Here is a 24,187-nt window from a genome sequence, read left to right on the forward strand (position 1 = left end):
TCTTGTCTCCTTTTAGCATCTGCTTCCCTTTTAGCTTTAGCCTCTTCTCTCCTCTTAGCATCTGCCTCCCTTTTAGCTTTAGCCTCTTCTCTCCTCTTAGCATCTGCTTCCCTTTTAGCTTTAGCCTCTTGTCTCCTTTTAGCATCTGCTTCCCTTTTAGCTTTAGCCTCTTCTTCTCTTCTCGCCTCTTCTCTTCTCGCCTCCTCTTCCCTTCTCGCCTCTTCTCTTCTCGCCTCTTCTCTTCTCGCCTCCTCTTCCCTTCTCGCCTCTTCTCTTCTCGCCTCTTCTCTTCTCGCCTCTTCTCTTCTCGCCTCCTCTTCCCTTCTCGCCTCTTCTCTTCTCTTAGCATCTGCTTCCCTTTTAGCTTTAGCCTCTTCTTCTCTTCTTGCCTTTTCTTCCCTTCTCGCCTTTTCTCTTCTCGCCTCTTCTTCTCTTTTAACCTCTTCGTTAGTTTTAATACTATTTTCTGATGAATTCGAATTTATACTGGACCTTTCATTTTTGTAAGTTCCCATGTTCATGAGATTTGTACATGATATTAAGTTCTTTTTATCTTTCCCCTTAACTGTTTTTTTATTGCTATTTAGTAATTTCTGACAACTTTTGAATAATATTACATGCCGTTCATTTTTATTTTCTGCTGAATATAGGTAGTAGATTGTGAGATTTACATAGTTAATTAATTCTTGAGTTCTGTATTTTGAAATTTTTTCGGCTTTGTTCTTAGTGCCTTCCCCTCCATAACCAGCGAATATTGGATTTGTTAATGAAGCTAGGGTTACTATAAAAAAAAGGTATTTATTTATATTTCTTTTTAGTTTCATTTGTTAAAAATTGAATTTAACTTTGTAAAAAAATTTTAATATAAAACTTTTATGATTAAGCAACAGTAGATAATTCTAAGTTATAAGAATACTCTAAATTCTACATATGAACAATTTATTAAAATATGCTTTAGCTGGATCAATTGGTTTGGGATCTTTTGCAATAGTAATTTCTGCTCCTTGGACTGCAAGAAACCTTAAGCCTTTAAAAAATGAGCGAATGCAAGAAAGCGAATTGTTTTCTATTTATACTGATAAAGAAACAGGGGATATGTATGGATATATAGATGGACCAAGAGGGGAAACCAGATTTGTCAAGATGGATAAAAACTCTGAAAACAAAGTTAGACAGGAAAAAATAAATGAGGAAAAAGCGATAGCTAGAGCACAAGCTAAGGGATCATCGGCACCTGTTGTGAGTGTTAATAAAAATGATGTCAGATCAGGAGAGATATTTAGTGTTGATGATCAATGGAAAGACTTCGACATAAATACTCGCATCAAGTATAGAGCTCTTGAAGGTGAGATGCTTTATAGACTTGCTATTAAAGCCCCAGTTAAGACCATAAACAAAGGACAATCTCCTGACTGTAGATTTTCTTCCGAAAAAGAAAAAGAATTAGAGAATTTGGTTGCTAATCAGGATAATTCTGTGAGATTAAGGTTTAAAGATGCAGATGATTTTTGGATTAAGGATTATATTATCCCACTTGGTACAGAATTGGCTGGGGATAAAATAACAACTGCTATCGATGGTTATTACAGGGATGATTGTGATAAAAAGAATCAATTGGTCTTTCATGGAAGAATAGAAAATTTATCTCTTCCTGGTTTTAGTTGGGTAGAGGATGGAAAACTTTTATTTAAAGGAGTAAAACTAAGCAAGCCTGAAAAAAATAATTAAAAGAATATTTAGTTTTAAATTTTAATTACAGTATGAGATTGAGCAATTTTTAAAACTATCATCTTGACCACTCGCATTGATGTGAATATTTTTTATATATTTTTCCATAACCTTTTTCAACTATCATTTTTTGAATATTTAATCTATTTTTAAATAATTCACCAACTGTTCTGCCATATCTATCCTTTGTAATTCTTTTAAGTGAAATTTGTTTATTAGCTACTAAGTTATTTAAGAAATCTTTTGATCTTTTTGCTTCTATAGGCTTAGCTTTAGGTCCTTTTAATTCAGGAGTATCTATACAAGCCAATCGAATTTTTTCTCCTTTGGATGTTGTGCAAGTGTCACCGTCATAGCAATTTTTAATGATGACTTCCTGTATTTTCGATGCGTAAGCTTGATTTAAAGAAAATGTTAAGAATATTAGAAAGATAATTCTTGCCATTATTCGTAAAAAAATTTATAACATTAATATCATCATTACTCTTATTAATCTAAAAGTTATAAATGTCACCAATATTTAAATGTTTAATATGTAGGAAGGATATAGAAAGGTCAACAAGAACTTTTTGGAAGAAAAAAGGTCATTTGTTATGTTCTACTTGTCTTGACAATATTGAAAAAAAATTGGATTAATTTAAACTTTTACAAAAAAAAACTCTGTATAAACAGAGCTTTATTTTATTGATTTAAAATTAAAGGGTCTTAGAACAAATTTAATTAAAAATACTTTACGATTATCAATCTAAAAGACTTGGCTAAATTACATGTTGGTCTTTCAGAAAACAATCAGTGATATTAAGAATTAAATTTAGAACCAACCAGGAATGATTTGTCCTGTTGTTACGTATGCACCAACTGCTGCTACGAAACCTAACATTGCTGCCCAACCGTTAAAACGTTCTGCTTCTGGAGTCATGATAAAAGAATGAATTTTATGTTAATGATTGTAACAGGTTTCATGAAGCTTTGTAAAGTATTTTTTATTTAATTTTTGAACAACATAGATTTACAATCAAAATAATTTATTTTTTACACAAAGTTGTTGCATATTTGTGTCGGATTTTATTTTTATTCAATAATTTCGTGAGTATTGAGGTTTAATATTTCTAGATTATCAAGATCAGAAAAATTTTAGATTAAATATTTAATTCTCCTTTATTGAGATTAAGTAATCAATGCTAATTTTAAAGTCGCTCACAACATAGTTTTTTAAATAAACAATTTTTAGGAATAAGTACAATCGATTTTGTTTAGATTTTTTTATAAACCTGCTGAGTAAGCCTTTAATAAATACTCACACTCAGATAATTCATTTTTCGAAAAAAATTTGCCCTATCTGAAACAACTAAGATTATTAATATTGTTATGCAATATTTTAGAAAAGGTTTTTAAGTCAATAGAAGTTTTTATAGTTTTTTGGTATTTAATACTTCAATAATGAACTCAATTTAAATTGATGTGGGTCGCCTGAGATTCGAACTCAGGACCAGCCGGTTAAAAGCCGGATGCTCTACCGCTGAGCTAGCGACCCATTTTGTAAAATTGAGTACATTAAAAATTATCCCTTTTTAAGGCAAAAAAAACAACTTATTATCTTAACTTGTACAATTGAAATACAATTCTTAACTTATAAGATAAAAGATTAAAAAATCTCTCTTTATCTTCTGTGGAAAGTTAAAGTATTATATGAATTATTAATTTTTTAAGATGTTAAGAACTATTGTCGTTTTCGCGCCAATTATTGCAGCTCTTGCGTGGGTCATTTTCAATATACAAAAACCTGCAAGGGAACAATTCAATAGAGATTTTTTGGGAAAGGATTAATTTAATTTGATAGATAAAGAGGTAGTAGTAATAGGGGCAGGTCTAGCTGGATCTGAGGCGGCCTGGCAAATAGCAAACGCTGGAATAGCGGTTAAGTTAGTCGAAATGAGACCACTATCTTCAACTCCAGCTCACCATACAAGTGAGTTTGGTGAACTAGTTTGTAGTAATAGTTTTGGGGCTTTAAGTAAAGATAGAGCCGCTGGACTTTTGCAAGAAGAATTAAGGACATTTAATTCACTTGTGATTAAAACAGCAGACAGATGCGCTGTTCCCGCTGGAGGAGCTTTGGCTGTCGATAGATCAAAATTTAGTAAGTCTTTGACTGAGGTTTTATCTTCACATCCACTGATTCAAATAGAAAGGATTGAACAATTAGAGCTCCCCAAAAGTGAAACTATTTCCATAATTGCTACTGGACCATTAACTTCTAATGCATTAGCTGCAAAAATTAAAAATTTCACAGGTATTGATTCTTGCCATTTTTTTGATGCGGCTAGCCCAATTATCTACGGAGAAACCATTAATAAAAAAATAGTCTTTAAAGCAAGTAGATACGACAAAGGTGATCCAGCATATTTTAATTGCCCAATGAACGAAATTGAATATATAAAATTTAGGGATGAATTAATTAAAGGTCAGCAGGCCTATTTGAAGGATTTTGAAAAAGAATCTGCAAATTTCTTTGAAGCTTGTTTGCCAATTGAAGAAATAGCAAGAAGAGGTGTAGAGACAATGCGATATGGACCTTTGAAATCTATCGGTTTATGGAATCCAGAATGGGGCGATTTGTTCGACAGAGAAAATAGATTAAAAAAGAGGCCTCATGCAATTGTTCAATTAAGAAAAGAAGATTTAGAAGGCAAATTACTTAATATGGTTGGTTTTCAGACTAACCTTAAGTGGTCAGAACAAAAAAGAATATTTAGAATGATACCTGGTTTAGAAAAAGCTGAGTTTGTTCGTTTTGGTGTAATGCACAGAAATACATTTCTAGAATCTCCCAAACTGCTTTTACCAACACTTCAATTTTTAAATAGAGATTCACTTCTTGCCGCTGGCCAAATTACAGGGACTGAGGGCTACGCAGCAGCAGTAGCAGGAGGTTTATTAGCTGGTATTAATGCCGCTCTCCTCGCAATGGATAAAAGTCCAGTTACATTTCCTAAGGAATCAATGATAGGTTCTTTAATGAACTTCATTAGTAATAAAAATATAATAATGTCTAATCAGAAAAAAAATAAATTTCAACCAATGCCTCCGTCATTTGGATTAGTTCCAGAATTAACTTATAGAATAAAGGAAAAAAATAAGCGATATAAAGCTTACCAAGAGAGATCTATTGAAGCTTTACAAGGTTTTAAAAAAATATTAGATTCACTCCTCGAAAAAGATCATTTACTTGTTTAGATTAATTAAAGTGAATTACTCAAAAATTTAAAAATGGAATCCAATAAAAAAACCTTTAACGCAATAATTATTGGTTCGGGAATAGGTGGATTGGTTACAGCTTCACAGTTGGCTGCAAAGGGTGCGAAAGTATTAGTTCTTGAAAAATATATTATTCCTGGTGGAAGTGGGGGATCTTTTAAGAGAAAAGGCTATACCTTTGATGTTGGAGCATCAATGATTTTCGGATTTGGAGAGAAAGGTTATACAAATTTATTAACCAGAGCTCTAAAAGATGTAAATGAAAAATGTGAAACTATTCCTGATCCTGTTCAGTTAGAGTACCATCTCCCAAATAATTTGAGTATTTCAGTTGATAGAGAATATGAAAAATTTATTAGTAAATTATCTGATCGCTTTCCTAGAGAAAAAGAAGGCATTAGGAAATTTTATGGAACTTGTAAAAAGGTATTTAATTGTCTTGATTCTATGCCTCTTTTATCAATTGAAGATCCTGGCTATCTTTTAAAGGTCTTTTTTAAAGCTCCATTATCTTGTCTTGGTCTTGCAAGATGGCTACCAGTAAACGCTGGAGATGTTGCAAGAAAATATATTAAAGATGCTGAACTATTAAGGTTTATTGATATTGAATGTTTTTGTTGGTCAGTAATGCCTGCCCTTAAAACTCCAATGATCAATGCAGGAATGGTTTTTACAGATAGACATGCTGGAGGTATTAATTATCCTAAAGGAGGGGTAGGTAAGATTGCAGAGAAATTAGTTACTGGTATTGAAAAATTAGGTAGTGAGATACGTTATGGAGCTAATGTTACAGAGATACTTATAAAGGATAAAAAAGCTGTTGGAGTGAAACTATCAAATGGAGAGAAAATTCACGCTGATATCATTGTTTCTAATTCCACTAGATGGGATACTTTTGGTCTTAACAATTACGATAAAGGTTTAATTCCAAAAGATTACGTCCCAAAGAGTGAATATAAGTGGTCTAAAACTTATAAGCCTTCTCCATCATTTGTTTCAATACACTTAGGTGTAGCAGAAGAATTGATTGATAAAAATTTTAATTGTCATCATATTATTGTTGAGAATTGGGAAGAATTAGAAAATGAAAAAGGAGTAATTTTCATTTCTATTCCCACACTTCTAGATTCATCTTTAGCTCCAGATGGCAAACACATCATTCATGCTTTTACCCCTTCTTCTATAAGTGAGTGGGACAACCTTTCAAGAAAAGAATATCTTACTAAAAAAGAAAATTATTATTCGTTTTTAATTGAAAAGATTTCTAAGATAATCCCAAAATTAGACCAAAATATTGACCATAAAGAAATTGGCACTCCTAGAACTCATAGAAAGTTTCTTGGTAGATTTGAGGGCAGTTATGGTCCAATTCCTAATAAAAAGTTACTAGGACTTCTTCCAATGCCTTTTAATACAACTAATATTAAAAATCTTTATTGTGTCGGGGACTCTTGTTTCCCAGGGCAAGGCTTAAATGCTGTAGCCTTTAGTGGATATGCCTGTGCACATAAAATTGGATCAAGATTAAATATTAACGATTTTAAGTTGCCTGATTGAAAAAAAATAAAATTATGAAAGAAAAATTTGAAACACTTTTCTCGGTAAAAAGCTCTCTTATTTCATTATATATAGCTCTTACTTTTCCTATCGCATTTATTTCAAGTGATCAATTAAAAATTCCCTCATTATTTTTCTTTATATTAGGTTTATTTTTGATTTCAAATATTACTAGTGATTATGTAGAAACTTGTGAAAAAAAAATTACTTATAAAACAAGTTTTATTTCTAAAGTGCTTGGAAAAAAAAATTGGGAAATTTTTTGGGAAGAAATTAAGTTTATAAAATCCTTTCCAACCAGCCAAGGCAGTAAGGTTTTTTATTTTATAGATGTAAAAGGTAAAGGTTTTCTCATACCACAAAGAATTGAAAATTTTGATAATTTTTTAGGAAAAATTGAGGAAAAAACTAATATCAAAACGGAAAGCATAAATTATCTCTCCCCTTTATGGACTTATAAATTACTAACGATTTTATCAGTTTTGATGTTAGTAGGAGAAATCAGCTTATTTTTGCTTTAGATATTATCGAGGCTAAATCTATATCCTTGCTGTCTTACTGTTGTAATACCACCACCTTCTCCTAAGCCAGCCTGTTCTAGTTTTCTCCGTAAGGTTAATACTTGAGTATCTACCGACCTTGGTCCGCCACTAAAAGGTGGCCAGGCCATTCTCAAAAGCTCCTGTCTACTTCTTACCATTCCTGGAGGCATTAGTAGCGCACAAAGCAAAGCAAACTCCCTAGGACTTAATTCTACGGGTTTCTCGCTTAGTGTAACCTGCCTTAGAAGCAGATGTACTTCTAATGGTCCGACTTCAACTTTCTCTTGAAGTCCTATTCTGCCTCTTTTTAAGAGAGTTCTACATCTTGCGGCTAACTCTTCAAGACCAAATGGCTTTCTAAGAACATCATCCGCTCCTTCGTCTAATAAATTAACTAATGCTTCTACACCTGATCTGGCAGTTAAAACTATTACTGAGCACCCCAATTGTTGAGCAAGCCTCATTGCAGTATTTTGTTCGAGAATTTCTGCGCTGACCAATAGGTCAGGTGATTGCTCTCTGCATAGGTCAATTGCTTCTGTGGCAGATCCAACTGCAGCAGCTAAGTGACCATCTTGACGAAGTCTTTGAACAAGGACCGTCCTAAGTGTGGGGTGAGGTTCAACAACAAGAACTCTTGAGGGTGTTTGAGAGCTCGAAGGCAATTGTGAACTGCCAGGAGTTGAAGCTAAGATTTGCTCAGTTGATTGCATTCTTAATTACTGTTGGGCCAGGCAATTTATTATCATCCTTAATAAGGTATAACAAATGCTAAATAAAAATCAGAAATCTATCGAATTATGACATCATTTGAAAATCCTAGGGCAATTCGTCATTTTCAATCAATTTGCGATAGTTGCCAGGACTTGGTTAGTCGTTTTCATACACCAACAGACCTTCGGTTATATTGTGATGGTTATCTGCAAGCATTAAGGAATTGCAGTAGTTTAGAGCAGAGAGATCAAGATAAATTAGAAAGATTAATAGAAAGATGGATTTTAGATCCATCTAGTTTTATAGAACCCGGTGAGGATGAAAATAAGGGTTTTTTTGATAAAAAAAGAGTTTAAAATATTAATTTTTATTAACTAATATCAGTATTTATACTTATTGAATGTTTTAGGATGCTAATTCAATTTCAATTTTTTCTTTTAAGGTGCCAGAGTTATACATTTCGATAAGTATGTCAGATCCTCCAAGAAATTCTCCTTTTAAATAAACTTGAGGTATTGTGGGCCAATCTGAATATTCTTTAATACCCTCTCTTATATCAAAATCACTAAGAACATCAAAAGTACTAAATTCAACACCTAGAGAGTTAAGAATTTGAACAACGTTGTTTGAGAATCCGCATTGAGGCATTAATTTAGTACCCTTCATAAAAACCATAATCGGATTAGATTCTATTAAGTTTTGGATTTTATCTTTAGTGTGATTTTCCATAATTCAAATTGGAGTTTCTGTTTTTAGAGCCAGTGCGTGAATAGCCTCTGATGCTAATTCATCTTTAAGGGCAGAATAGACTAGTTGATGTTGTTTAACCAATGATAATCCATCAAACCTTGATGAAATTACTGTTACTTGTAAGTGATCATTACCTTTAAGATTTTCAACTTTTACTTGGGAATCTGGCAACTTCTTAGTTATTAAATCTATAACTTTTGATTTTGTAATCATGATTATTATTTTAAAAACCCTTGTAAGTTGTTTCAACGAACCCCAATTGTAATAAATTCTCATATGCTTCTTTACCTTCAGTACTATTTGGAGTCATTAATCTAATTATTTCAACCAGTAGAGGTACTGCTACCTCTGGTTGTTCTTTTCTTTTATATAAAGAAGCTAGTCTAGCATTTGATTGTGCCCAGATTTTTATAGATTTTCTTCCTTTTTTATCCATCTCAAGTGGTATTCTTGCATCCAAACCTTTAAATGAACCGTTTAGATCTCTATAGAATCCAGCAAGTTGTTTTGCTAAATTCCTCGCTTTATCGTAAGCCTTCTTCGCTTTTTCAAAATCTCCATCCTTTACAAATTTGTCGCCCTCATCTATGTAATCTTTGACATCAGAGATTGAAAGTTTTTTATTTGTACTGGAAAGAACCTTATATTCATTTGGATTTTTACTTTCTGCATAAGAAAAGTTCATATAAGTTGGTATCCCAAGAAAAATAAAAAATATTGGGATCATTTTTAAGAATTTCATATTCTCATAATTTATTAAGTTTAATATTAACTGATAATGGATTTATCGACCTACATTTTTCAAAGCGATTTTTTCTGCTTTGTACATTCTTTTATACAAAATGTCATTAAAGTCTCTTGTTGATAAATTTGGATTTTTAGTTACTAACAAAGGATCTCCAAAGCATAAGGAGGCTTTACCTCTAATTTTAGGAGAGACCTGGCTGTATGCAATTCCAATTGGAATTATAAAAATTGAGCTTGACTTTTTTGCTGCCAATAAAGCCAGTCTATATAAACCCTCCTTAAGAATTAACTTTTTACCATATTTATTAATTTTGCCTTCAGGGAAAACTACTAGTTGATTCTTTTTTTCTATTAGTTCAACAGCATACCTCAATACTGAAAGAGAAGGAGATAATTGATCAATGGGAAAACAACCAAGTCTTTTTAGGAACCAACCTTGGATCCCTTTCATTTCAGATTTTGTAACCATAAATCTGCAATCTTTATTAGTTACCCTTCTACCCATTGCCCTAGTAAGAATTAATCCATCCCATCTAGATCTATGGGTTGGGGCTAAAATAATTGAAGAATTTTTGGGTATTGCAAAACTTTTATTTATTATTTTTATTTCAGTAAAAAAAGCTTTTATGACAATGTTTTGGGTAATAAACATTGCTAAAAAACCTAGAAGAGGATTTATACCATAATGAGTATCTATAGATTTTTTCTTCAATTTCGGTTAACTATATATTAATAATTTATAGGTTTGTAATTTTTTATTAGCTATTATTGGGCGGTTAATAGATTGTCTAGAAACTAAGATTTTAGAATTATGACTACTTTAGGAGTAAACATTGACCATATTGCAAATGTAAGGCAAGCGAGGAAAACTATAGAACCTGACCCTGTACAATATGCTTTTTTAGCTGAATTAGGAGGTGCAGATTCAATAACAGTTCACCTGAGAGAAGATAGAAGACATATTCAAGATAGAGATGTATTTCTTTTAAAAGAAACAATAAAAACAAAACTTAATTTAGAAATGGCTGCTACAGAAGAAATGTTAGAAATTGCTAAAAAACTTCTTCCAAATTACGTAACACTCGTACCTGAAAAAAGAGAGGAGGTTACTACTGAAGGAGGGTTGGATGTTAAAAGTAATTTAAAACATCTTAAGAAGTTCGTAAAAAGTTTAAAAGATTCCAGAATAGAGGTAAGTGCATTTATTGATCCACTCTCTGAACAGATTAATTATTCCAAAGAAATAGGCTTTGATTTTATAGAGTTACATACTGGCAAATATGCTGAACTTACTGGGTACAGCCAATATGAAGAGCTTCAAAAGATTATTGAGTCTACATATGAAGCTAATGATCTAGGTTTAGTTGTTAATGCTGGGCATGGACTTAACTACAATAATGTTAAAAAAATTGCATCAATTAACAATATGAACGAGCTAAACATAGGTCATAGTATTGTTGCAAGGGCTTTAGCGGTAGGATTAGAAAAATCTGTTCGTGAAATGAAGTCACTTATTACCATAAATTAAATATTAAAATGAAAACATATTACTTCGTTGCAGCAAGTGAAAAATTTTTAACGGTTGAGGAACCACTTGAAGAAATTTTGAAAGAGAGGGAGAGGAATTATAAAGAAAATAACAAAGAAATAGATTTTTGGCTTTTAAAAAACCCATCATTTTTGCAAACTACTCAATTTTTTGATCTAAAATCAAAGATTCCATCACCCCCAGCAGCTGTCATATCGACAGATAAAAAATTTATAACTTTCTTGAAGCTTCGTTTAGAGTTTGTTGCTGTTGGGGAATTCGAATTTCCTAATGCAGAAATAACTGATCCATTTAAAGTTGAGTAATATATCCAACTAATAAATTGCTCAATCTATATAAGTCAAACAAAATTGAAGTAATAAGTGATCTGTTGGCTGAAGAATTAAAAATATGTCCTCCTCTAATAACTGAGAAATTAGAGATAGCGGTTCCAAATTATTTTTTGGGCAATTGGTTACGTGAACAAATAACTATTAAAAACAAGATAAGTGCTCTTTATGAATTAAAGACAATATCCAGTTATACCGAATCATTATTGATAAAATTTTTTCCTGAAATTGATATGAGTTTATGGAATTTTGAGTCAATTAAATGGGGCATTATTGATTCACTAGAAGAATTAAATAGCTTTAAAGAATCATCGCCACTTAGCCATTGGATTAATAAATATTTGGATAATAAAAAGACGATTGATGGAGACATATATAATCTTATAAAAAAAATCACGAATAATTTTATTGATTATCTTATTTTTAGACCTGAAATTATTAGTGAATGGAATAGATATAAAATAGATTCTGTAAATCTTTTTAAGAATTTAAATTCGAATCAATATTGGCAACCTATTTTATATAAACTCTTAGAGAAAAAAATATCTGAAAAGCCTTCATGTTTATACATGATTGAAGTAATAAAGAATTTAAGAAAAATTAAGAAATTTCAAATTAAAGTACCTAATCAAATTTATATTATTTCCGATAATAACTTATCTAGACTACATATTAAATTTTATTCAGAACTTTCAAAATTTACTAAGGTAAATTTATATTTATTATCTGCAGGAGATGATTTATGGAACAGAATAAATTGTCTTGAAGGTAAGTTGGAATTCGATGATAATGAAAGCAAATTTAATTTAAATAATACAAATATAGAGAAAATATTTGGCAAATTTGGAGCGAACTTTCAGAAATTAATTGAGGAAAATATTTATGAGGAAGGTATAAATTATAAAAATAATCAAATATACATTGATCCAACAAATTTTCATGATAAGAAGGATATTCCTCTTCTTAATCAAATACAAAAAAGACTAATTGATAATAATAGAAATGATTTTATAGTAAATGAAAGGGATGATTCAATAATACTTTGTGAGCATTTTAATCAGCATAGCCAATTAGAATATATAAGAAAAAAAATTATAGAAATAATAAATTCTTGCGAGAATATTAAATATAGTGATATAGCTGTTTTATCTCCACAAACTAATCAAATTAAACCTTATCTCAAGTATATCTTTAATAATGAGTTAATTAATGGTGAAAAGATACCTTATTTTTTTATAGATGAGGATAATAATGATTCTCCAGAGATTTATAAATTTTTAATTGATATTATAGACATAGCAAATGAGAAAATTACACTTGAAAAAATAGATTATTTTCTTTCTAAAAAAGTAACTCAGAACATTTTTGATTTTGATATTACTGAGAAGGATGAAATTATTTTCTTACTTACCCAAGTTGGTTTTCATTGGGGATTAGATTCCAATGAAAGATTAGGTGAAGAAAAAAATACCCTTGAGTGGTGTATAAATAGAATTACTTTAGGTTTAATTTATGACAAAGAAGACAATTTAATAAATTTTAATTTAAAACCATTTAGCCTAAATAATATAAGTTTGGATTTAAAAAAATGGGTTAAATTATTAATTGATTTTAAAAAATATATTAATTTGCTAAGGGGATCTTTTTCATATAGATCTTGGATTGAAAAGATAAAGTTTATATTAAAAAGTATTGCTGATTCTAATGCAAAGTTTAATTTAGAAATAAGTGAAATAAATAGAATTTTTGATAATTACGAAATACCTTTAATACCTAATGATCTTATTTTGTTAAATGTTTTTAGAGAGATATTAATTTCTTGCATAAATAAAGCAAAATATCAAAGAAAATCACGTATTAACAAGATCCTAGTAAGTGATATTGAAAATTCACGGCTTATTCCACATAAGGTTATCTTTCTCATAAACATGAATAGTGTTTATTATCCCAAATTATCAAAGAATGAAAATATAAATTTATTAAATAATAAATATCACCTCGGCGATCCATCAGTTTTTGAAAGAGAGAAATATGCATTTCTTGAGTTGTTAATTGCCTGTAGAGATAAATTTATAATTACTTGGGTAAAGAATGACAAAAACAATAAAAAATTGGATGTTTCTTTTCCTATAAAAGAGTTAATTTCTTTTTTTGATAGATTTTTAAACAAAGGCCAAAGAGAACTAATAATTAAATATTATGATTTAAATAAAAAAGAAATAATTCATCTTGCTAGTTCTAAGATTATTAAAAGTAATTACTCTTTAGTAGAATTTTTAGATTGGAATGAAAAAAAATATGATATTAAAAACTATAAATTATCAGAACTGATTTATTGGTTCAAGAATCCACAAAAATATTGGTTAAATAAAAAAAATATTTCTCCCAAGCAAATATTTGTTCATCATCCAGATGAGGAGTATGTAAGTAATTTGCAAAAGTCGCAACTAATTACAAAAATTATCCAGGAATTAGAAATTGATAACCAAAATTTTATTGGTGATGTAAAAAAATTGAATATTAATGATCAATTGGTTGAAAATGGGATTATTATGCCCAAAAATAGTTTTCCTATAAAAGAAAAAGAAATCAAAGATCTATTAGAGAGTTTATCTGCAATTTTGACTCAACATAACGAGATTAATAGAATTTATGCTAAATCAAATGGAAATAAAGAAGAATATTTCGTCGCTGATGATACCGTAATTGAAATAATTCATGCGAAGCTAAGTTTAAGTCGTTTGATAGAGGCTTGGATAAAATCACTATTCATTTCTTCTTTAAAAAAGAATATAAAAAATACTAAAGTAATTTTTAGAACAGAAAATCATTATAATTCGCAAATTATTCAACCGCCCGGAGTAATTGAATCAAATTTAATTTTGGAAGACTACATTAATATTTTTAAAAATTATTCTGAAAAATGTTTACCTCTCCCTCCAGAAAGTACTTATAAATACGTAGAAGCAAAAATAAAATCAAAAAATGAGAAAAAAGCTTTTACTGATAGATGGATTGGTAATAAATTTTTTTCTAAAGGTGAAAAAGATAATATCGAAATGAAATTGTGTTTTGGAGATGAAAAAGAACCAGATTTCTTTTTTGGAAATAATAATTTTGATAAATTATCATTCAGATTATATGGTCCTCTTATTGAAGCATTAAAGAAATAAAAATGTATAAATTTCAATTAAAAAATTTTTTAAATGCTGCCTATGAACTAATACTTGTTTTTTTACAGTTCTTTATTATTAGTCTCCATTTTTTTAAATGGGATTTTATTCCACAAATACAAATAATTCGAGTTAGTTCTTTATCTTATTTATCGGGTTTTTTTATTATTATAATCTCTTTCATAATATTGTTAATTTCGATTAAAGATTTAGGTAGAAATTTATCCCCTTTCCCAACACCTATAAAAAATAGCAATCTTGTTACTACAGGAATTTATAGCTTTACTCGTCACCCAATGTACTATTCTTTAATATTTGTTTCCTTTGGCATTTTTATAACAAAGCTATCTACTTATTATTTATTTTTAACACTAAGTCTGGGTTTAATAATTAAATTTAAGATTGCTTTAGAAGAGAAATATTTAAACAATAAATTTAAAAAATATTTGCTTTATAAAAATGAGGTTAAATATTAATTCAATAAAGATATGGATATTAACCAAATTAAATTAGATAATAAATTTAAATTAGTAGAGGCAAGTGCAGGAACTGGCAAAAGTTTTACTTTGGCTCACCTAGTTTTAAGAAACGTTTTGGAAAAAAAAATTAAACCAGATGAGATACTCTTATTAAGTTTTACAAAAAATACGTGTTATGAATTACGAGATAAAATACTTTTGAGATTTATGGATTTAAAATTATATTTGCAAAATCATAATGAAATTAAGATAGATAATACTCTTAAGGATTGGTATCTGAAATTTAAGGAGAATCAAAAATCTAAGGACAAAACTATATCCGAAATTGATAATTTTGTTAATGAAATTTATAAATTACAAGTAACTACATTCCATGGGTTTTGCAATAATATTATTGATGAATATAGTATTGAAATAGGTGTAACTCAAGATCCGTATATTGAGAATAATATAGATAACTTGTACAAAGATGTAATAGATAATTTGTGGATTGATGATTTTCTAAATCTTAATCCTGCGCTAATTGCAGCAGTAAGCCACAAAAAAATAAATTCTAGATTTGGAGGAAGAATCAATAAGTCATTTTTCGTGGAAATTCTTAAAAATATAGATCAAGAAAATATTTGTAAATTTCAAATAAATAATAAATATAAGATAATTGATATAAATAATTATTTTATTGAATTTTTTTATTTAAATTGGAACGAGTTTTGTGATGAATGGAATAAGAAAGGTAAGGCATTATTTTTACAACTTATAGAGTTAGGAAAATTAATTAAGGATGGTGGTGGTAAAAGTCAAATATATTCAGCAAACCCTAGAAAAGATAAGTTTAATCAAGTAATTTGTTGGATTCAAGAAATCAACAAAAGGCTTAATTATCAAAATTGTATTGATTTTATATATGAAATTTCTAAAGATGATCTTTTATTTAAATATTTTTCTAATGAAAATATATCTAAAGAAATCAAAAAACATAATCTGGAATTAGATTTTACTAAATTTAATTCATTACAAGATAAAATTTATAAAATAAAAGAAGGGTTCTATACCGAATTTGTAAGAATATTTACCCAATTAGCTTATATAAAATTAATTGAATTAAAGAAAAAATTTTCTATATTGAACTTTAATGATCTTATTAAGACTGTAGAAAATAAATTTCTAAATTCAGAAATTAGCAATATTAGTACGCTATCTAAGATTCAAAAAAGATTTAAATGTGTCTTAGTAGATGAATTTCAAGATACAGATAATACTCAGTGGAATTTAATAAAAAAGTTCTTTAATACTAAAAATCATTTTTTGCTATGTGTAGGTGATCCAAAACAAGCCATCTACAAATTTAGAGGTGGAGATATTGAGACATACTTAGATGCAAGATCTAATGCAATCGAAGTTTTTAGTCTTACAGATAATTATAGATCCTCAAAAAAGTTAATTGATGTTATTAATAAACTTTATAGCAATGGACTTAAATTATCAAAACTAAACTATAGGAAATTAAACTCTAGAATCAATGAAAATAATAATTCTGAATTTAAATTCCAAGATGTATTTGAAATTGTAGAATTTTCAAAAAAAGAGACCAATATAGAGGATCTTGTAATTCATTACATAGTTGACTTTATTTTAAATAATAAGGAAATTGATATTAATAAAATTGCGATCCTTACATTAAATAATTCTCAATGCTTAGATTTGAAAAACAAATTAAATCAGCTTAATCTCCCATGCAAAATTCAAAATAAACAAAATATTTTTGATACAGAAGCAAGTTCTTTAATATTTTTATTGATTGAATGTTTATTAAATCCCAGGGTTATTAAAAATATAAATTTGCTTTCTACTTCAAAGTTTATAGAAATTAAATTAGTAGAATTTTTTAATGATGGAATTAGTAATAGTTCAGAAATTTTGATGAATAATTGCATTACTTGGTCTCAGGAACTTAGAGAAAAAGGGTTTTTAAATATTGTTAACGAACTTCTTATAAATTATAAATCATCTTCAATTATTCATGATTCAGATTTAAATTCAAATTTATTTCAACTTTCAGAAATTGTTGAAGAAGAATTAATAAAAAATGATTTTAATCTCAATAAAGTTTTTTACTGGTATAAAAATCAGTTAGATCATTCTTTAAGAATTTGTACTGGAGAAGATTTTTTGACGAAAGATTATAATCTTCAAAATGGAATAAATCTTTCTACCATTCACAGTAGTAAGGGCTTAGAATTCGAAATGGTTCTATGTCCATATCTCTCAATTATTTCAAAAAAGTCAAATAAAATTAAAGGACCTATTTGGAAATCAAATATTGATAAAAATATATATATTAATATTTCTAATAATTACTCGAAGGTTGAAAAATTTAAATTTCTAGAAGAAGAAGATTTATTTAAAGAAAGTGAGAGGTTAGTTTATGTAGCACTTACAAGGAGTAAATATAAACTTATAGTTTTTAATGATTTAGAAGATACAAATAATATCTTAAATAATGATTTACTTAATAATTTGGAAAATATTGATATTTATAAGTCTAATTTTGAAGATAGTAGTTTAGAAAAAGAGAAAATTAAAGAAATTTTTTCTAAGTTCAAAATTAACCAATTTAATAATAATCTTTGGAAAATCGATAAAGTTAATAAAAAAATATCTAAAGAATTTAATTCTGATCAATTGATTTCTTATTCAAGTTATTCTTCTTGGATACGTAAAGATAAAAATATTGAAGCTGTAATTAATCAATATAAGCATTATGAAGACAATATATCAATTGTCAAAGAGTCTAACTTTAAGAAATCAAAGAATTATCCTAATTATTTTTCTTTTCCAAATCCCTTAAGTGAATTTCCAAAAGGAAATATTGCTGGGACTTGCTTGCACAAAATAATAGAAAGATTTGATTTCAGAAACGATACTAATCAAGAATTAATTGATTTAATTATTGAGGAATTGGATTTTCATCAAATCGATACTTCATTTGCTTCTAAAGTAAAAGATGCAATTTTAAGAATTATAAATATATCTTTAGGAACTGAATTACAAAATAAGAAACTAGTTGATATCCCAAATGAATATTTACTCAAGGAAGTTAAATATGATCTAACACTATCATATGAAGGAAGAAATATAGAATCTCATGATATATCAAGATGCTTTCTTTTAGATCCGGAATATGAATTTGGAGGAGAATATGCAGACAAAATAAATGATCTTCAAATTATGAATAAAGGCTTTCATTCAGGATGTATTGATTGTGTTTTCCCTGTAGGTAATACATTAGAAGATAGCAAATGGTGGGTACTTGATTGGAAAAGTAATTTGATTTCTGGAAGTGATAATAGTGATTGTTTACCAAAAAACTATAACTATAAAAATATGAGAGATGAAATGATTAAACATCATTATCCCTTGCAATCTCATCTTTATTTATTAGCTTTACATAGATTATTAAAGTGGAGACTTAAAAATTATCAACCACATAAAAATCTAGGAGGATATATTTATTTGTTTTTAAAGGGATTGCCAGATATTGAATTATTTGAAAAATCTAATTCGAAAGATATATCTCCAGGTGTTTTTATTAGTAATGCCCCTATAAAGAGAATTAGTTATTTAGATAACCTTTTTTAGAATGACAAAAACAACTATTGATATTGAAAAGTACCAATATGATTATATATTTAATTTAATTTTAGATATTTTTAAATTCAATGAAAAAAAATATGGTAATTTCGTAAAAGATGTAATAAGAATTTTATTAGATTATGAAAAAAATGGTGAGACTATTATTGATGTAGATAATAGTTTAATTATCGTTGAATTATTTGAGGATGGCTGGCCAAATAAACATCTAGATATTCTTAAAAATATAGACTTGATAGGCTCATTTAATTCTCCCTTTGTATTAGTAGATAGAAAATTATCTCTTGCAAAATGGTCAAGAAAGATAGAAAGAGTTATTAATTCATTTTTAAAAAAAATAGATACCGATAATTTAATCAATTCGATAATTTATGAAGATGATAATAAAATTGATCAAATTAAAAATATATTCAAATATTCCAACTTAGTTTTTCTTCAAGGCGGGCCAGGCACAGGTAAAACAACTTTAATAATAAGCTTAATACTAGAATTTCTTCGAATTGATAACTTTTTAAATATTGGCTTGTCATCTCCAACGGGTAAAGCTACAGCTCGTCTAAAAGAAGCTCTTAATGATAAAAAAAATATTTCCTTCAGCAAATTTTTAGACCAAATAGAATTTCAAACTTTACATAGATGGATTTTAAATTCTCAAAATAAATCTCTAAAGTTGAAATTTAAACTAAATCAACTTGATATTTTCATAATTGATGAAATGTCAATGGTCAATATCGATTTGATTGAATCAGTTTTAAGTTTACTAGCAAAGGACTGTAAAATTATTTTAGTTGGAGATAAAAATCAATTGTCTCCAGTAAATAACTGTTCTATCTGGAATTACTTGTTTGAATATTGTGAAAACAGTTCAATTAAATCTTGTGTAGTAAATTTAGAAAAAACTTATAGAAATTTTGGAGATATAGCATTAATTAGTAATTTAATATTTAATAATGATTATTCTTTAGTTAATCAAAAGATAAAAGAATTAGCAAAAAATAATAAATCAAAAGAAGTTAATTTTTTAAAAAGTATAGACAAAGATATTCCAAAACATCTATTTTTTTCAATTAAAAGTCATCTAAATAAGTTAAATCTTTCAACTTCAAATTTAAGTAAAAAAAAATATATATTTGATGAAGGTATTGATAATTTATTGCTTCATGAAAAAGATTTAGTAGATAAGATATTTCTAGATTTGCAAAGTCACTTGATTTTATGTGAAAAAAATTCTGGGATATGGAGTGTTGAATATTTGAATGAAATTGTTTTTGGTCAAAAAAAACCATATGATCTTAAAACTCTTAAAGAGGGTGTCCCGATCATGTGTACAAAAAATAACAATGAACTTGGATTGTCAAATGGCGATATCGGCGTACTTATAGGTTTAAAAAATGAGAGAAAATATCTTTTTAGAAAATTTAATGATAACAATGAAGAAATTGTTGAATTAATTGATCCATATAATTTAGAAAATGTTGTTCCTGCAATAGCAATTACTATACATAAATCTCAAGGAAGTGAATCTGATAAAGTAAGCATTTTGTGGTCCCAAAAATATAGAAGAAATCAATATGCTTTAAAAGAAAAAAAAGACAGTGAAAATATGTTTTGGAGAGATAATTTTGAAAAAAGATTATTTTATACTGCTGTTACAAGAGCGAAGAAATTTCTAAATATATATTATTTAAATTAAATTTAATTTTAGAGAGATTAGTGAGATTTTAACCCCAAGATGTTAGATTGATAACTCGGCTCTGCAAGGCTAGTCAACAATTTAAGTAAATTTAGATATTTGTTGAATGCCTAATCAGAAGATCATTGGGCATTTAAGATGGCTTTAAAAAAGGATAGTAACTCTCCTGATAGTGATCAGGATAAATCTCAGAGTAAAGATGTTTCTCTGATAGAGTTAAGGAAATTAGAGAATAAATCAGAAAATAAATCTCAACAATTGGAAGTATCGCAAGGAAATGATAATGAGAATGGATTTCTCGATTTTGGTTTTAATCAATCGATTTTAAATTCGTTAAGAAAAAAAGGGTACAAAAATCCAACTCCTATCCAAAAAGCTGCAATTCCTGAACTAATGTTAGGCAGAGATTTACTAGGCCAAGCACAAACAGGAACTGGAAAGACTGCAGCTTTTGCATTGCCATTAATAGAAAAACTTGCAGATAATAAAGAATTAAATGCCAAGGTTTTAGTTATGACTCCTACTAGAGAATTGGCAACTCAAGTGGCAGAATCTTTTAAGAGTTATAGTTCTGAATCTAGTAATTTTAAGACTGTTGCTATATATGGAGGTACCGACTATCGAAATCAAATTTCTGCATTGAAAAGAAAAGTTGACGTAGTAGTTGGGACCCCTGGACGAATAATGGATCATATAAGGCAGGGAACTTTTAAAATTAAAGATATAAATTGTCTTGTTTTAGATGAGGCCGATGAAATGTTAAATATGGGTTTCCTTGAAGATATTGAATGGATAATAGACCAACTCCCGGAAAATAAGCAGATGGTATTGTTTTCAGCAACAATGCCTAGTGAGATAAAAAATATAGCAAAAAAATATCTGAATGATCCTGCCGAAATATTGATCAAAAGTATCAAAAAAGAAACACAGTTAATTTCTCAAAAATTTCTATATGTACAAAGGCATCATAAATTAGATGCTTTAAAAAGAATATTAGAACTTAATAACGAGGGAGTAATAATTTTTGTGAGGACAAAACTACTTACTAATTCAATTGCTGAAGCTTTAGAGAATTCAGGTCATACAGTAGCAGTTCTTAATGGAGATATACCTCAAAATCAAAGAGAAAATACTGTAGATAGATTAAAAAAAGGATTCATTGACATCCTTGTTGCGACTGATGTAGCAGCTAGAGGATTAGATGTTGAGAGGATAAAACTTGTTGTTAATTACGATTTCCCTTTTGATAAGGAAACATATACTCATAGAATTGGAAGAACAGGAAGGGCAGGAAGATCAGGAGAGGCAATTTTATTTGTTAATCATAGAGAAAAACATTTTCTAAGAAACTTAGAAAACTCAACAAGAACTAAGATTGAGGAAATTAACATACCAAGTAATAAATTAATTAATGAAAAAAGGATGGAAAAACTTATAGAGAATGTTAATGAGAGTTCTTTAGCTAAAGAAGAAAATGAAGAAAATAAAGCCTTGATTATTGATGTACTAGATAATTTAAAAGAAAAACACTCTATGGATGACTCAAATATTGCAATGGCCGCGATTAATTTAGTAATAGGTAATAAATCATTTTTTGTTAATGAGGATGATTCTTGGATTAATAAACAAAATAATACTGATCGAAATAGATCAAATAGAAATAGTAACAATCGTATGAGGAATTCAAATAGAAGAAATAATTATCAAAATGATTCTTTTGAAACCTACAAATTTAACTTTGGTAAATTTGATGGAGTTAGAGTTGCAAACATTATATCCTCAATCTGTAATTCAACTAATATAAATGGTAGATCCATAGGTAAGATACAGATTTTTAATGATTACAGTTTGGTGGATTTACCCAGAGACCTGCATAGAGAAACTAAAAATAAATTAAAAAAAATTAAATTCAGAAACTAGTAATAGAAAATGAAAGCTAACAAATATAATTTCTTTATTTTTGTCAATCTGATAATACTATTCAACTCCTTTAATAGTTATTATTTAGCTCAAACTAAACAAAATTCAATTATAAAATTATTTTGTCTTCAGAGTGTCAAAGAGGAGATGATGAAAGCAGAAATGGAATATAGTGAAGAAATTGCGAATGAAACTTGTGATTGTTACTACGAGGAATTTATGCAAACTGCAAGTCATCAAGATGCAAAAACGAAATGTAAATTAGAAACTAAAGAAAATTTAAATCATAATAGAAAAATTTAATTATTATTTTTATGAGGTCTAAAAAAAATCAAAATCCAATAATTAGACTTTATTTAAATCTGATTGAGGAAAGAAGGTTACTATTTTTTGCTTTTCTTAGTTCCATAATTAATAAAATATTAGATTTAGCACCCCCCGTAATAATTGGTCTTGCAGTAGATATCGTTGTTAAGGAACAGAATTCATGGATTGCAGGTTTTGGAATAAAAGAAGTTCCAACACAATTGATTTTTCTTGCATTTGCTTCAGGAATAGTATGGTCTGGTGAATCCTCGTTTGAATATTTATATTCGATTTTATGGAGAAATTTGGCTCAGCTATCGCAACATAAATTAAGAATAAAAGCTTATGAGCATATCCAGGAATTAGATATGGATTTTTTTGAAAATGATAATACTGGAAGGCTATTATCTATTTTGAATGATGATATAAATCAACTCGAGAGATTTCTAGACCAAGGGGCTAATCAGATTATCCAGTTATTTATAACTGTCTTAATAATTGGGGGTACTATGATTTTTGTCGCTCCAAAAATCGCTTTATTTGCTTTCTTTCCTATTCCAATTATATTTTTAGGATCAATAAAATTTCAAAGGAAGCTTGCTCCAAAATACAGAGATGTTAGAAATAAAGCTGGACTGTTGGCATCAAGGCTTAATAATAATTTAAGTGGAATTCTAACCATAAAGAGTTTTACTAAAGAAAAATGGGAACTAAATAGATTAAATAAAGAAAGTCTCGATTATCAAAGAAGTAATAAGGCTGCAATAAAATTATCTTCTGCTTTTATCCCTCTAATAAGATTTGCAATTTTATTTGCCTTTATAGCGATTCTATTAATTGGAGGTTTCCAAACCTGGAATAAGACACTTGATGTAGGTACTTATAGTTTTTTAGTGTTTATTACACAAAGACTATTATGGCCTTTAACTACTTTGGGGCATGTTTTAGATGATTTTCAGAGATCTATGGCTTCAATAGATAGAGTAATTGATCTCATAGATACGCCTATAAAAATAAAAGATGGAAAATTAAAAATTGAACCTAAAGATATCAAAGGAGAAATTATTTTTAATAATGTAAATTTTAATTATCCAGGACGAGATTTAACTTTAAAAAACATAAATTTCAAAATTGAAAATAACTCAACATTAGGCATTGTTGGTTTAACAGGTTCTGGGAAAAGTACAATAATAAAACTACTACTAAGAATTTATGATAGTAATAATGGGTTAATAACCTTGGATGGGGTTTCTATTAAAAAAATAAATTTGAGGGATTTAAGAAAGTGTATCTCTTTAGTAAGTCAAGAAACTTATTTATTTCATGGTAGTGTACAAGAAAATATTGCTTATGGCTCAATCAACCCAAGTCTTAAAGATATTATTAAATCTTCAAAGATTGCGGAAGCTCATAAATTTATTGAACAATTACCAGATGGTTATAAAACTATAGTGGGAGAAAGGGGCCAAAGACTCTCAGGCGGGCAACGTCAAAGAATTGCCTTGGCGAGAGCTGTTTTAAAAGATGCTCCAATATTAATATTAGATGAAGCTACAGCTTCGGTTGATAATGAAACAGAGGCTTTAATTCAAAAATCGTTATCTAAAATCACAAAAGAAAGAACAACTATAGTAATAGCTCATAGATTAAGCACTATAAAAAATGCGGATAATATTATTGTTATAGATAAAGGTAAAATAGTTGAAAGCGGAAAACATGAAAGACTATTAGATCAGAACAACATATATGCTGATTTATGGAATGTTCAAGTAGGAATTTAGTATAGAATTT

General features: G+C 28.5%; 23 protein-coding genes and 1 tRNA gene. 15 read left to right on the forward strand and 9 right to left on the reverse strand.

Annotated elements, in window-relative coordinates:
- A partial coding sequence (locus EV01_RS09570) for a cell envelope integrity protein TolA (protein ID WP_193742570.1) occupies positions 1–824 on the reverse strand: 824 nt, incomplete at its 3' end.
- 106 nt (positions 825–930) lie between these two features.
- Between EV01_RS09570 and EV01_RS08685 the strand changes: the two genes are divergently transcribed.
- Complete coding sequence (locus EV01_RS08685; protein WP_032516654.1) at positions 931–1,728, forward strand: hypothetical protein; 798 nt, start codon at positions 931–933, stop codon at positions 1,726–1,728.
- A gap of 58 nt (positions 1,729–1,786) precedes the next feature.
- Here the strand turns inward: EV01_RS08685 and EV01_RS0108695 are convergent, their stop codons facing one another.
- The 3 genes from EV01_RS0108695 to EV01_RS08680 all read right to left on the reverse strand — a co-directional run bounded on the left by EV01_RS0108695 (position 1,787) and on the right by EV01_RS08680 (position 3,262).
- The gene (locus EV01_RS0108695; RefSeq protein WP_072013453.1) at positions 1,787–2,173 is read right to left on the reverse strand and encodes a thermonuclease family protein; all 387 of its coding nucleotides are present in this window, start codon (positions 2,171–2,173) and stop codon (positions 1,787–1,789) included.
- Positions 2,174–2,539: 366 nt separating this feature from the next.
- Entirely contained in the window at positions 2,540–2,647 is a 108-nt protein-coding gene (locus tag EV01_RS0108700) for a high light inducible protein (RefSeq protein WP_011132751.1), read from the reverse strand.
- Between the two features lie 543 nt (positions 2,648–3,190).
- A tRNA-Lys gene (locus tag EV01_RS08680) sits at positions 3,191–3,262 on the reverse strand.
- 176 nt (positions 3,263–3,438) lie between these two features.
- On the opposite strand from EV01_RS08680, the gene EV01_RS08675 reads away from it, so the two are divergent.
- From EV01_RS08675 to EV01_RS08660, 4 genes are read left to right on the forward strand one after another with little or no spacing between them, the layout of a single operon-like run.
- Positions 3,439–3,555 (forward strand): photosystem II protein Y, encoded by a 117-nt coding sequence (locus tag EV01_RS08675; protein ID WP_011818654.1) that lies wholly within the window; start codon positions 3,439–3,441, stop codon positions 3,553–3,555.
- Positions 3,556–3,561: 6 nt separating this feature from the next.
- Positions 3,562–4,965, forward strand: a complete 1,404-nt coding sequence (gene trmFO / locus EV01_RS08670; RefSeq protein WP_032516656.1) for a methylenetetrahydrofolate--tRNA-(uracil(54)-C(5))-methyltransferase (FADH(2)-oxidizing) TrmFO — start codon at positions 3,562–3,564, stop codon at positions 4,963–4,965.
- A 33-nt stretch (positions 4,966–4,998) separates the two neighbouring features.
- Positions 4,999–6,543 (forward strand): carotenoid isomerase, encoded by a 1,545-nt coding sequence (crtH, locus tag EV01_RS08665; RefSeq protein ID WP_032516657.1) that lies wholly within the window; start codon positions 4,999–5,001, stop codon positions 6,541–6,543.
- Positions 6,544–6,557: 14 nt separating this feature from the next.
- Positions 6,558–7,064: a hypothetical protein gene (locus EV01_RS08660; protein WP_032516768.1), complete on the forward strand. Its 507-nt coding sequence runs from the start codon at positions 6,558–6,560 to the stop codon at positions 7,062–7,064.
- Here EV01_RS08660 and EV01_RS08655 read toward each other — a convergent pair.
- Positions 7,061–7,798, reverse strand: a complete 738-nt coding sequence (locus tag EV01_RS08655) for a response regulator transcription factor (protein WP_032516658.1) — start codon at positions 7,796–7,798, stop codon at positions 7,061–7,063. The genes EV01_RS08660 and EV01_RS08655 overlap by 4 nt on opposite strands.
- A gap of 87 nt (positions 7,799–7,885) precedes the next feature.
- On the opposite strand from EV01_RS08655, the gene EV01_RS08650 reads away from it, so the two are divergent.
- Positions 7,886–8,155 carry a DUF6761 family protein gene (locus EV01_RS08650; RefSeq protein WP_032516660.1) on the forward strand — a complete coding sequence of 90 codons (270 nt, stop codon included), beginning with the start codon at positions 7,886–7,888 and terminating at the stop codon, positions 8,153–8,155.
- Between the two features lie 49 nt (positions 8,156–8,204).
- On the opposite strand, the gene grxD is transcribed toward EV01_RS08650, so the two are convergent.
- Genes grxD through EV01_RS08630 form a run of 4 tightly spaced genes read right to left on the reverse strand, consistent with a single transcriptional unit; the run spans position 8,205 to position 9,948 of the window.
- Positions 8,205–8,528 (reverse strand): Grx4 family monothiol glutaredoxin, encoded by a 324-nt coding sequence (grxD, locus tag EV01_RS08645; protein ID WP_032516661.1) that lies wholly within the window; start codon positions 8,526–8,528, stop codon positions 8,205–8,207.
- A 3-nt stretch (positions 8,529–8,531) separates the two neighbouring features.
- The gene (locus EV01_RS08640; RefSeq protein ID WP_032516662.1) at positions 8,532–8,762 is read right to left on the reverse strand and encodes a BolA family protein; all 231 of its coding nucleotides are present in this window, start codon (positions 8,760–8,762) and stop codon (positions 8,532–8,534) included.
- Positions 8,763–8,772: 10 nt separating this feature from the next.
- Entirely contained in the window at positions 8,773–9,291 is a 519-nt protein-coding gene (locus tag EV01_RS08635) for a hypothetical protein (RefSeq protein WP_032516663.1), read from the reverse strand.
- A 42-nt stretch (positions 9,292–9,333) separates the two neighbouring features.
- On the reverse strand, positions 9,334–9,948 hold the full coding sequence (locus EV01_RS08630; protein WP_032516769.1) for a lysophospholipid acyltransferase family protein: 615 nt from the start codon (positions 9,946–9,948) through the stop codon (positions 9,334–9,336).
- 159 nt (positions 9,949–10,107) lie between these two features.
- Between EV01_RS08630 and EV01_RS08625 the strand changes: the two genes are divergently transcribed.
- From EV01_RS08625 to EV01_RS08590, 9 genes are all read left to right on the forward strand, one after another.
- Entirely contained in the window at positions 10,108–10,824 is a 717-nt protein-coding gene (locus tag EV01_RS08625) for a pyridoxine 5'-phosphate synthase (RefSeq protein ID WP_032516664.1), read from the forward strand.
- An 8-nt stretch (positions 10,825–10,832) separates the two neighbouring features.
- On the forward strand, positions 10,833–11,150 hold the full coding sequence (locus EV01_RS08620) for an MgPME-cyclase complex family protein (protein WP_032516665.1): 318 nt from the start codon (positions 10,833–10,835) through the stop codon (positions 11,148–11,150).
- Between the two features lie 65 nt (positions 11,151–11,215).
- On the forward strand, positions 11,216–14,347 hold the full coding sequence (locus EV01_RS08615) for an exodeoxyribonuclease V subunit gamma (protein ID WP_241433409.1): 3,132 nt from the start codon (positions 11,216–11,218) through the stop codon (positions 14,345–14,347).
- Between the two features lie 2 nt (positions 14,348–14,349).
- On the forward strand, positions 14,350–14,823 hold the full coding sequence (locus EV01_RS08610; protein WP_032516667.1) for a methyltransferase family protein: 474 nt from the start codon (positions 14,350–14,352) through the stop codon (positions 14,821–14,823).
- A gap of 12 nt (positions 14,824–14,835) precedes the next feature.
- The gene (locus tag EV01_RS08605) at positions 14,836–18,465 is read left to right on the forward strand and encodes a UvrD-helicase domain-containing protein (RefSeq protein WP_032518541.1); all 3,630 of its coding nucleotides are present in this window, start codon (positions 14,836–14,838) and stop codon (positions 18,463–18,465) included.
- 1 nt (position 18,466) lies between these two features.
- On the forward strand, positions 18,467–20,170 hold the full coding sequence (locus tag EV01_RS08600) for an ATP-dependent DNA helicase (protein WP_032516670.1): 1,704 nt from the start codon (positions 18,467–18,469) through the stop codon (positions 20,168–20,170).
- Positions 20,171–20,308: 138 nt separating this feature from the next.
- Positions 20,309–22,090 carry a DEAD/DEAH box helicase gene (locus tag EV01_RS08595; protein WP_032518542.1) on the forward strand — a complete coding sequence of 594 codons (1,782 nt, stop codon included), beginning with the start codon at positions 20,309–20,311 and terminating at the stop codon, positions 22,088–22,090.
- 147 nt (positions 22,091–22,237) lie between these two features.
- Complete coding sequence (locus tag EV01_RS09955) at positions 22,238–22,393, forward strand: hypothetical protein (RefSeq protein ID WP_241433410.1); 156 nt, start codon at positions 22,238–22,240, stop codon at positions 22,391–22,393.
- An 11-nt stretch (positions 22,394–22,404) separates the two neighbouring features.
- Positions 22,405–24,177 (forward strand): ABC transporter ATP-binding protein, encoded by a 1,773-nt coding sequence (locus tag EV01_RS08590; protein WP_032516673.1) that lies wholly within the window; start codon positions 22,405–22,407, stop codon positions 24,175–24,177.
- Positions 24,178–24,187 lie beyond the last annotated feature (10 nt).

Source organism: Prochlorococcus marinus str. MIT 9401, assembly GCF_000760095.1.
In the GTDB taxonomy this organism is placed as follows: domain Bacteria; phylum Cyanobacteriota; class Cyanobacteriia; order PCC-6307; family Cyanobiaceae; genus Prochlorococcus_A; species Prochlorococcus_A marinus_I.

Bases quoted from the DNA above. Each gene is read 5' to 3' on its own strand.
- EV01_RS08685 (WP_032516654.1), top strand. From the start codon at position 931: ATGAACAATTTATTAAAATATGCTTTAGCTGGATCAATTGGTTTGGGA.
- EV01_RS0108695 (WP_072013453.1), bottom strand. From the start codon at position 2,173: ATGGCAAGAATTATCTTTCTAATATTCTTAACATTTTCTTTAAATCAA.
- EV01_RS0108700 (WP_011132751.1), bottom strand. From the start codon at position 2,647: ATGACTCCAGAAGCAGAACGTTTTAACGGTTGGGCAGCAATGTTAGGT.
- EV01_RS08675 (WP_011818654.1), top strand. From the start codon at position 3,439: ATGTTAAGAACTATTGTCGTTTTCGCGCCAATTATTGCAGCTCTTGCG.
- crtH (WP_032516657.1), top strand. From the start codon at position 4,999: ATGGAATCCAATAAAAAAACCTTTAACGCAATAATTATTGGTTCGGGA.
- EV01_RS08660 (WP_032516768.1), top strand. From the start codon at position 6,558: ATGAAAGAAAAATTTGAAACACTTTTCTCGGTAAAAAGCTCTCTTATT.
- EV01_RS08655 (WP_032516658.1), bottom strand. From the start codon at position 7,798: ATGCAATCAACTGAGCAAATCTTAGCTTCAACTCCTGGCAGTTCACAA.
- EV01_RS08650 (WP_032516660.1), top strand. From the start codon at position 7,886: ATGACATCATTTGAAAATCCTAGGGCAATTCGTCATTTTCAATCAATT.
- grxD (WP_032516661.1), bottom strand. From the start codon at position 8,528: ATGGAAAATCACACTAAAGATAAAATCCAAAACTTAATAGAATCTAAT.
- EV01_RS08640 (WP_032516662.1), bottom strand. From the start codon at position 8,762: ATGATTACAAAATCAAAAGTTATAGATTTAATAACTAAGAAGTTGCCA.
- EV01_RS08635 (WP_032516663.1), bottom strand. From the start codon at position 9,291: ATGAAATTCTTAAAAATGATCCCAATATTTTTTATTTTTCTTGGGATA.
- EV01_RS08630 (WP_032516769.1), bottom strand. From the start codon at position 9,948: ATGTTTATTACCCAAAACATTGTCATAAAAGCTTTTTTTACTGAAATA.
- EV01_RS08625 (WP_032516664.1), top strand. From the start codon at position 10,108: ATGACTACTTTAGGAGTAAACATTGACCATATTGCAAATGTAAGGCAA.
- EV01_RS08620 (WP_032516665.1), top strand. From the start codon at position 10,833: ATGAAAACATATTACTTCGTTGCAGCAAGTGAAAAATTTTTAACGGTT.
- EV01_RS08610 (WP_032516667.1), top strand. From the start codon at position 14,350: ATGTATAAATTTCAATTAAAAAATTTTTTAAATGCTGCCTATGAACTA.
- EV01_RS08605 (WP_032518541.1), top strand. From the start codon at position 14,836: ATGGATATTAACCAAATTAAATTAGATAATAAATTTAAATTAGTAGAG.
- EV01_RS08600 (WP_032516670.1), top strand. From the start codon at position 18,467: ATGACAAAAACAACTATTGATATTGAAAAGTACCAATATGATTATATA.
- EV01_RS08595 (WP_032518542.1), top strand. From the start codon at position 20,309: ATGGCTTTAAAAAAGGATAGTAACTCTCCTGATAGTGATCAGGATAAA.
- EV01_RS09955 (WP_241433410.1), top strand. From the start codon at position 22,238: ATGATGAAAGCAGAAATGGAATATAGTGAAGAAATTGCGAATGAAACT.
- EV01_RS08590 (WP_032516673.1), top strand. From the start codon at position 22,405: ATGAGGTCTAAAAAAAATCAAAATCCAATAATTAGACTTTATTTAAAT.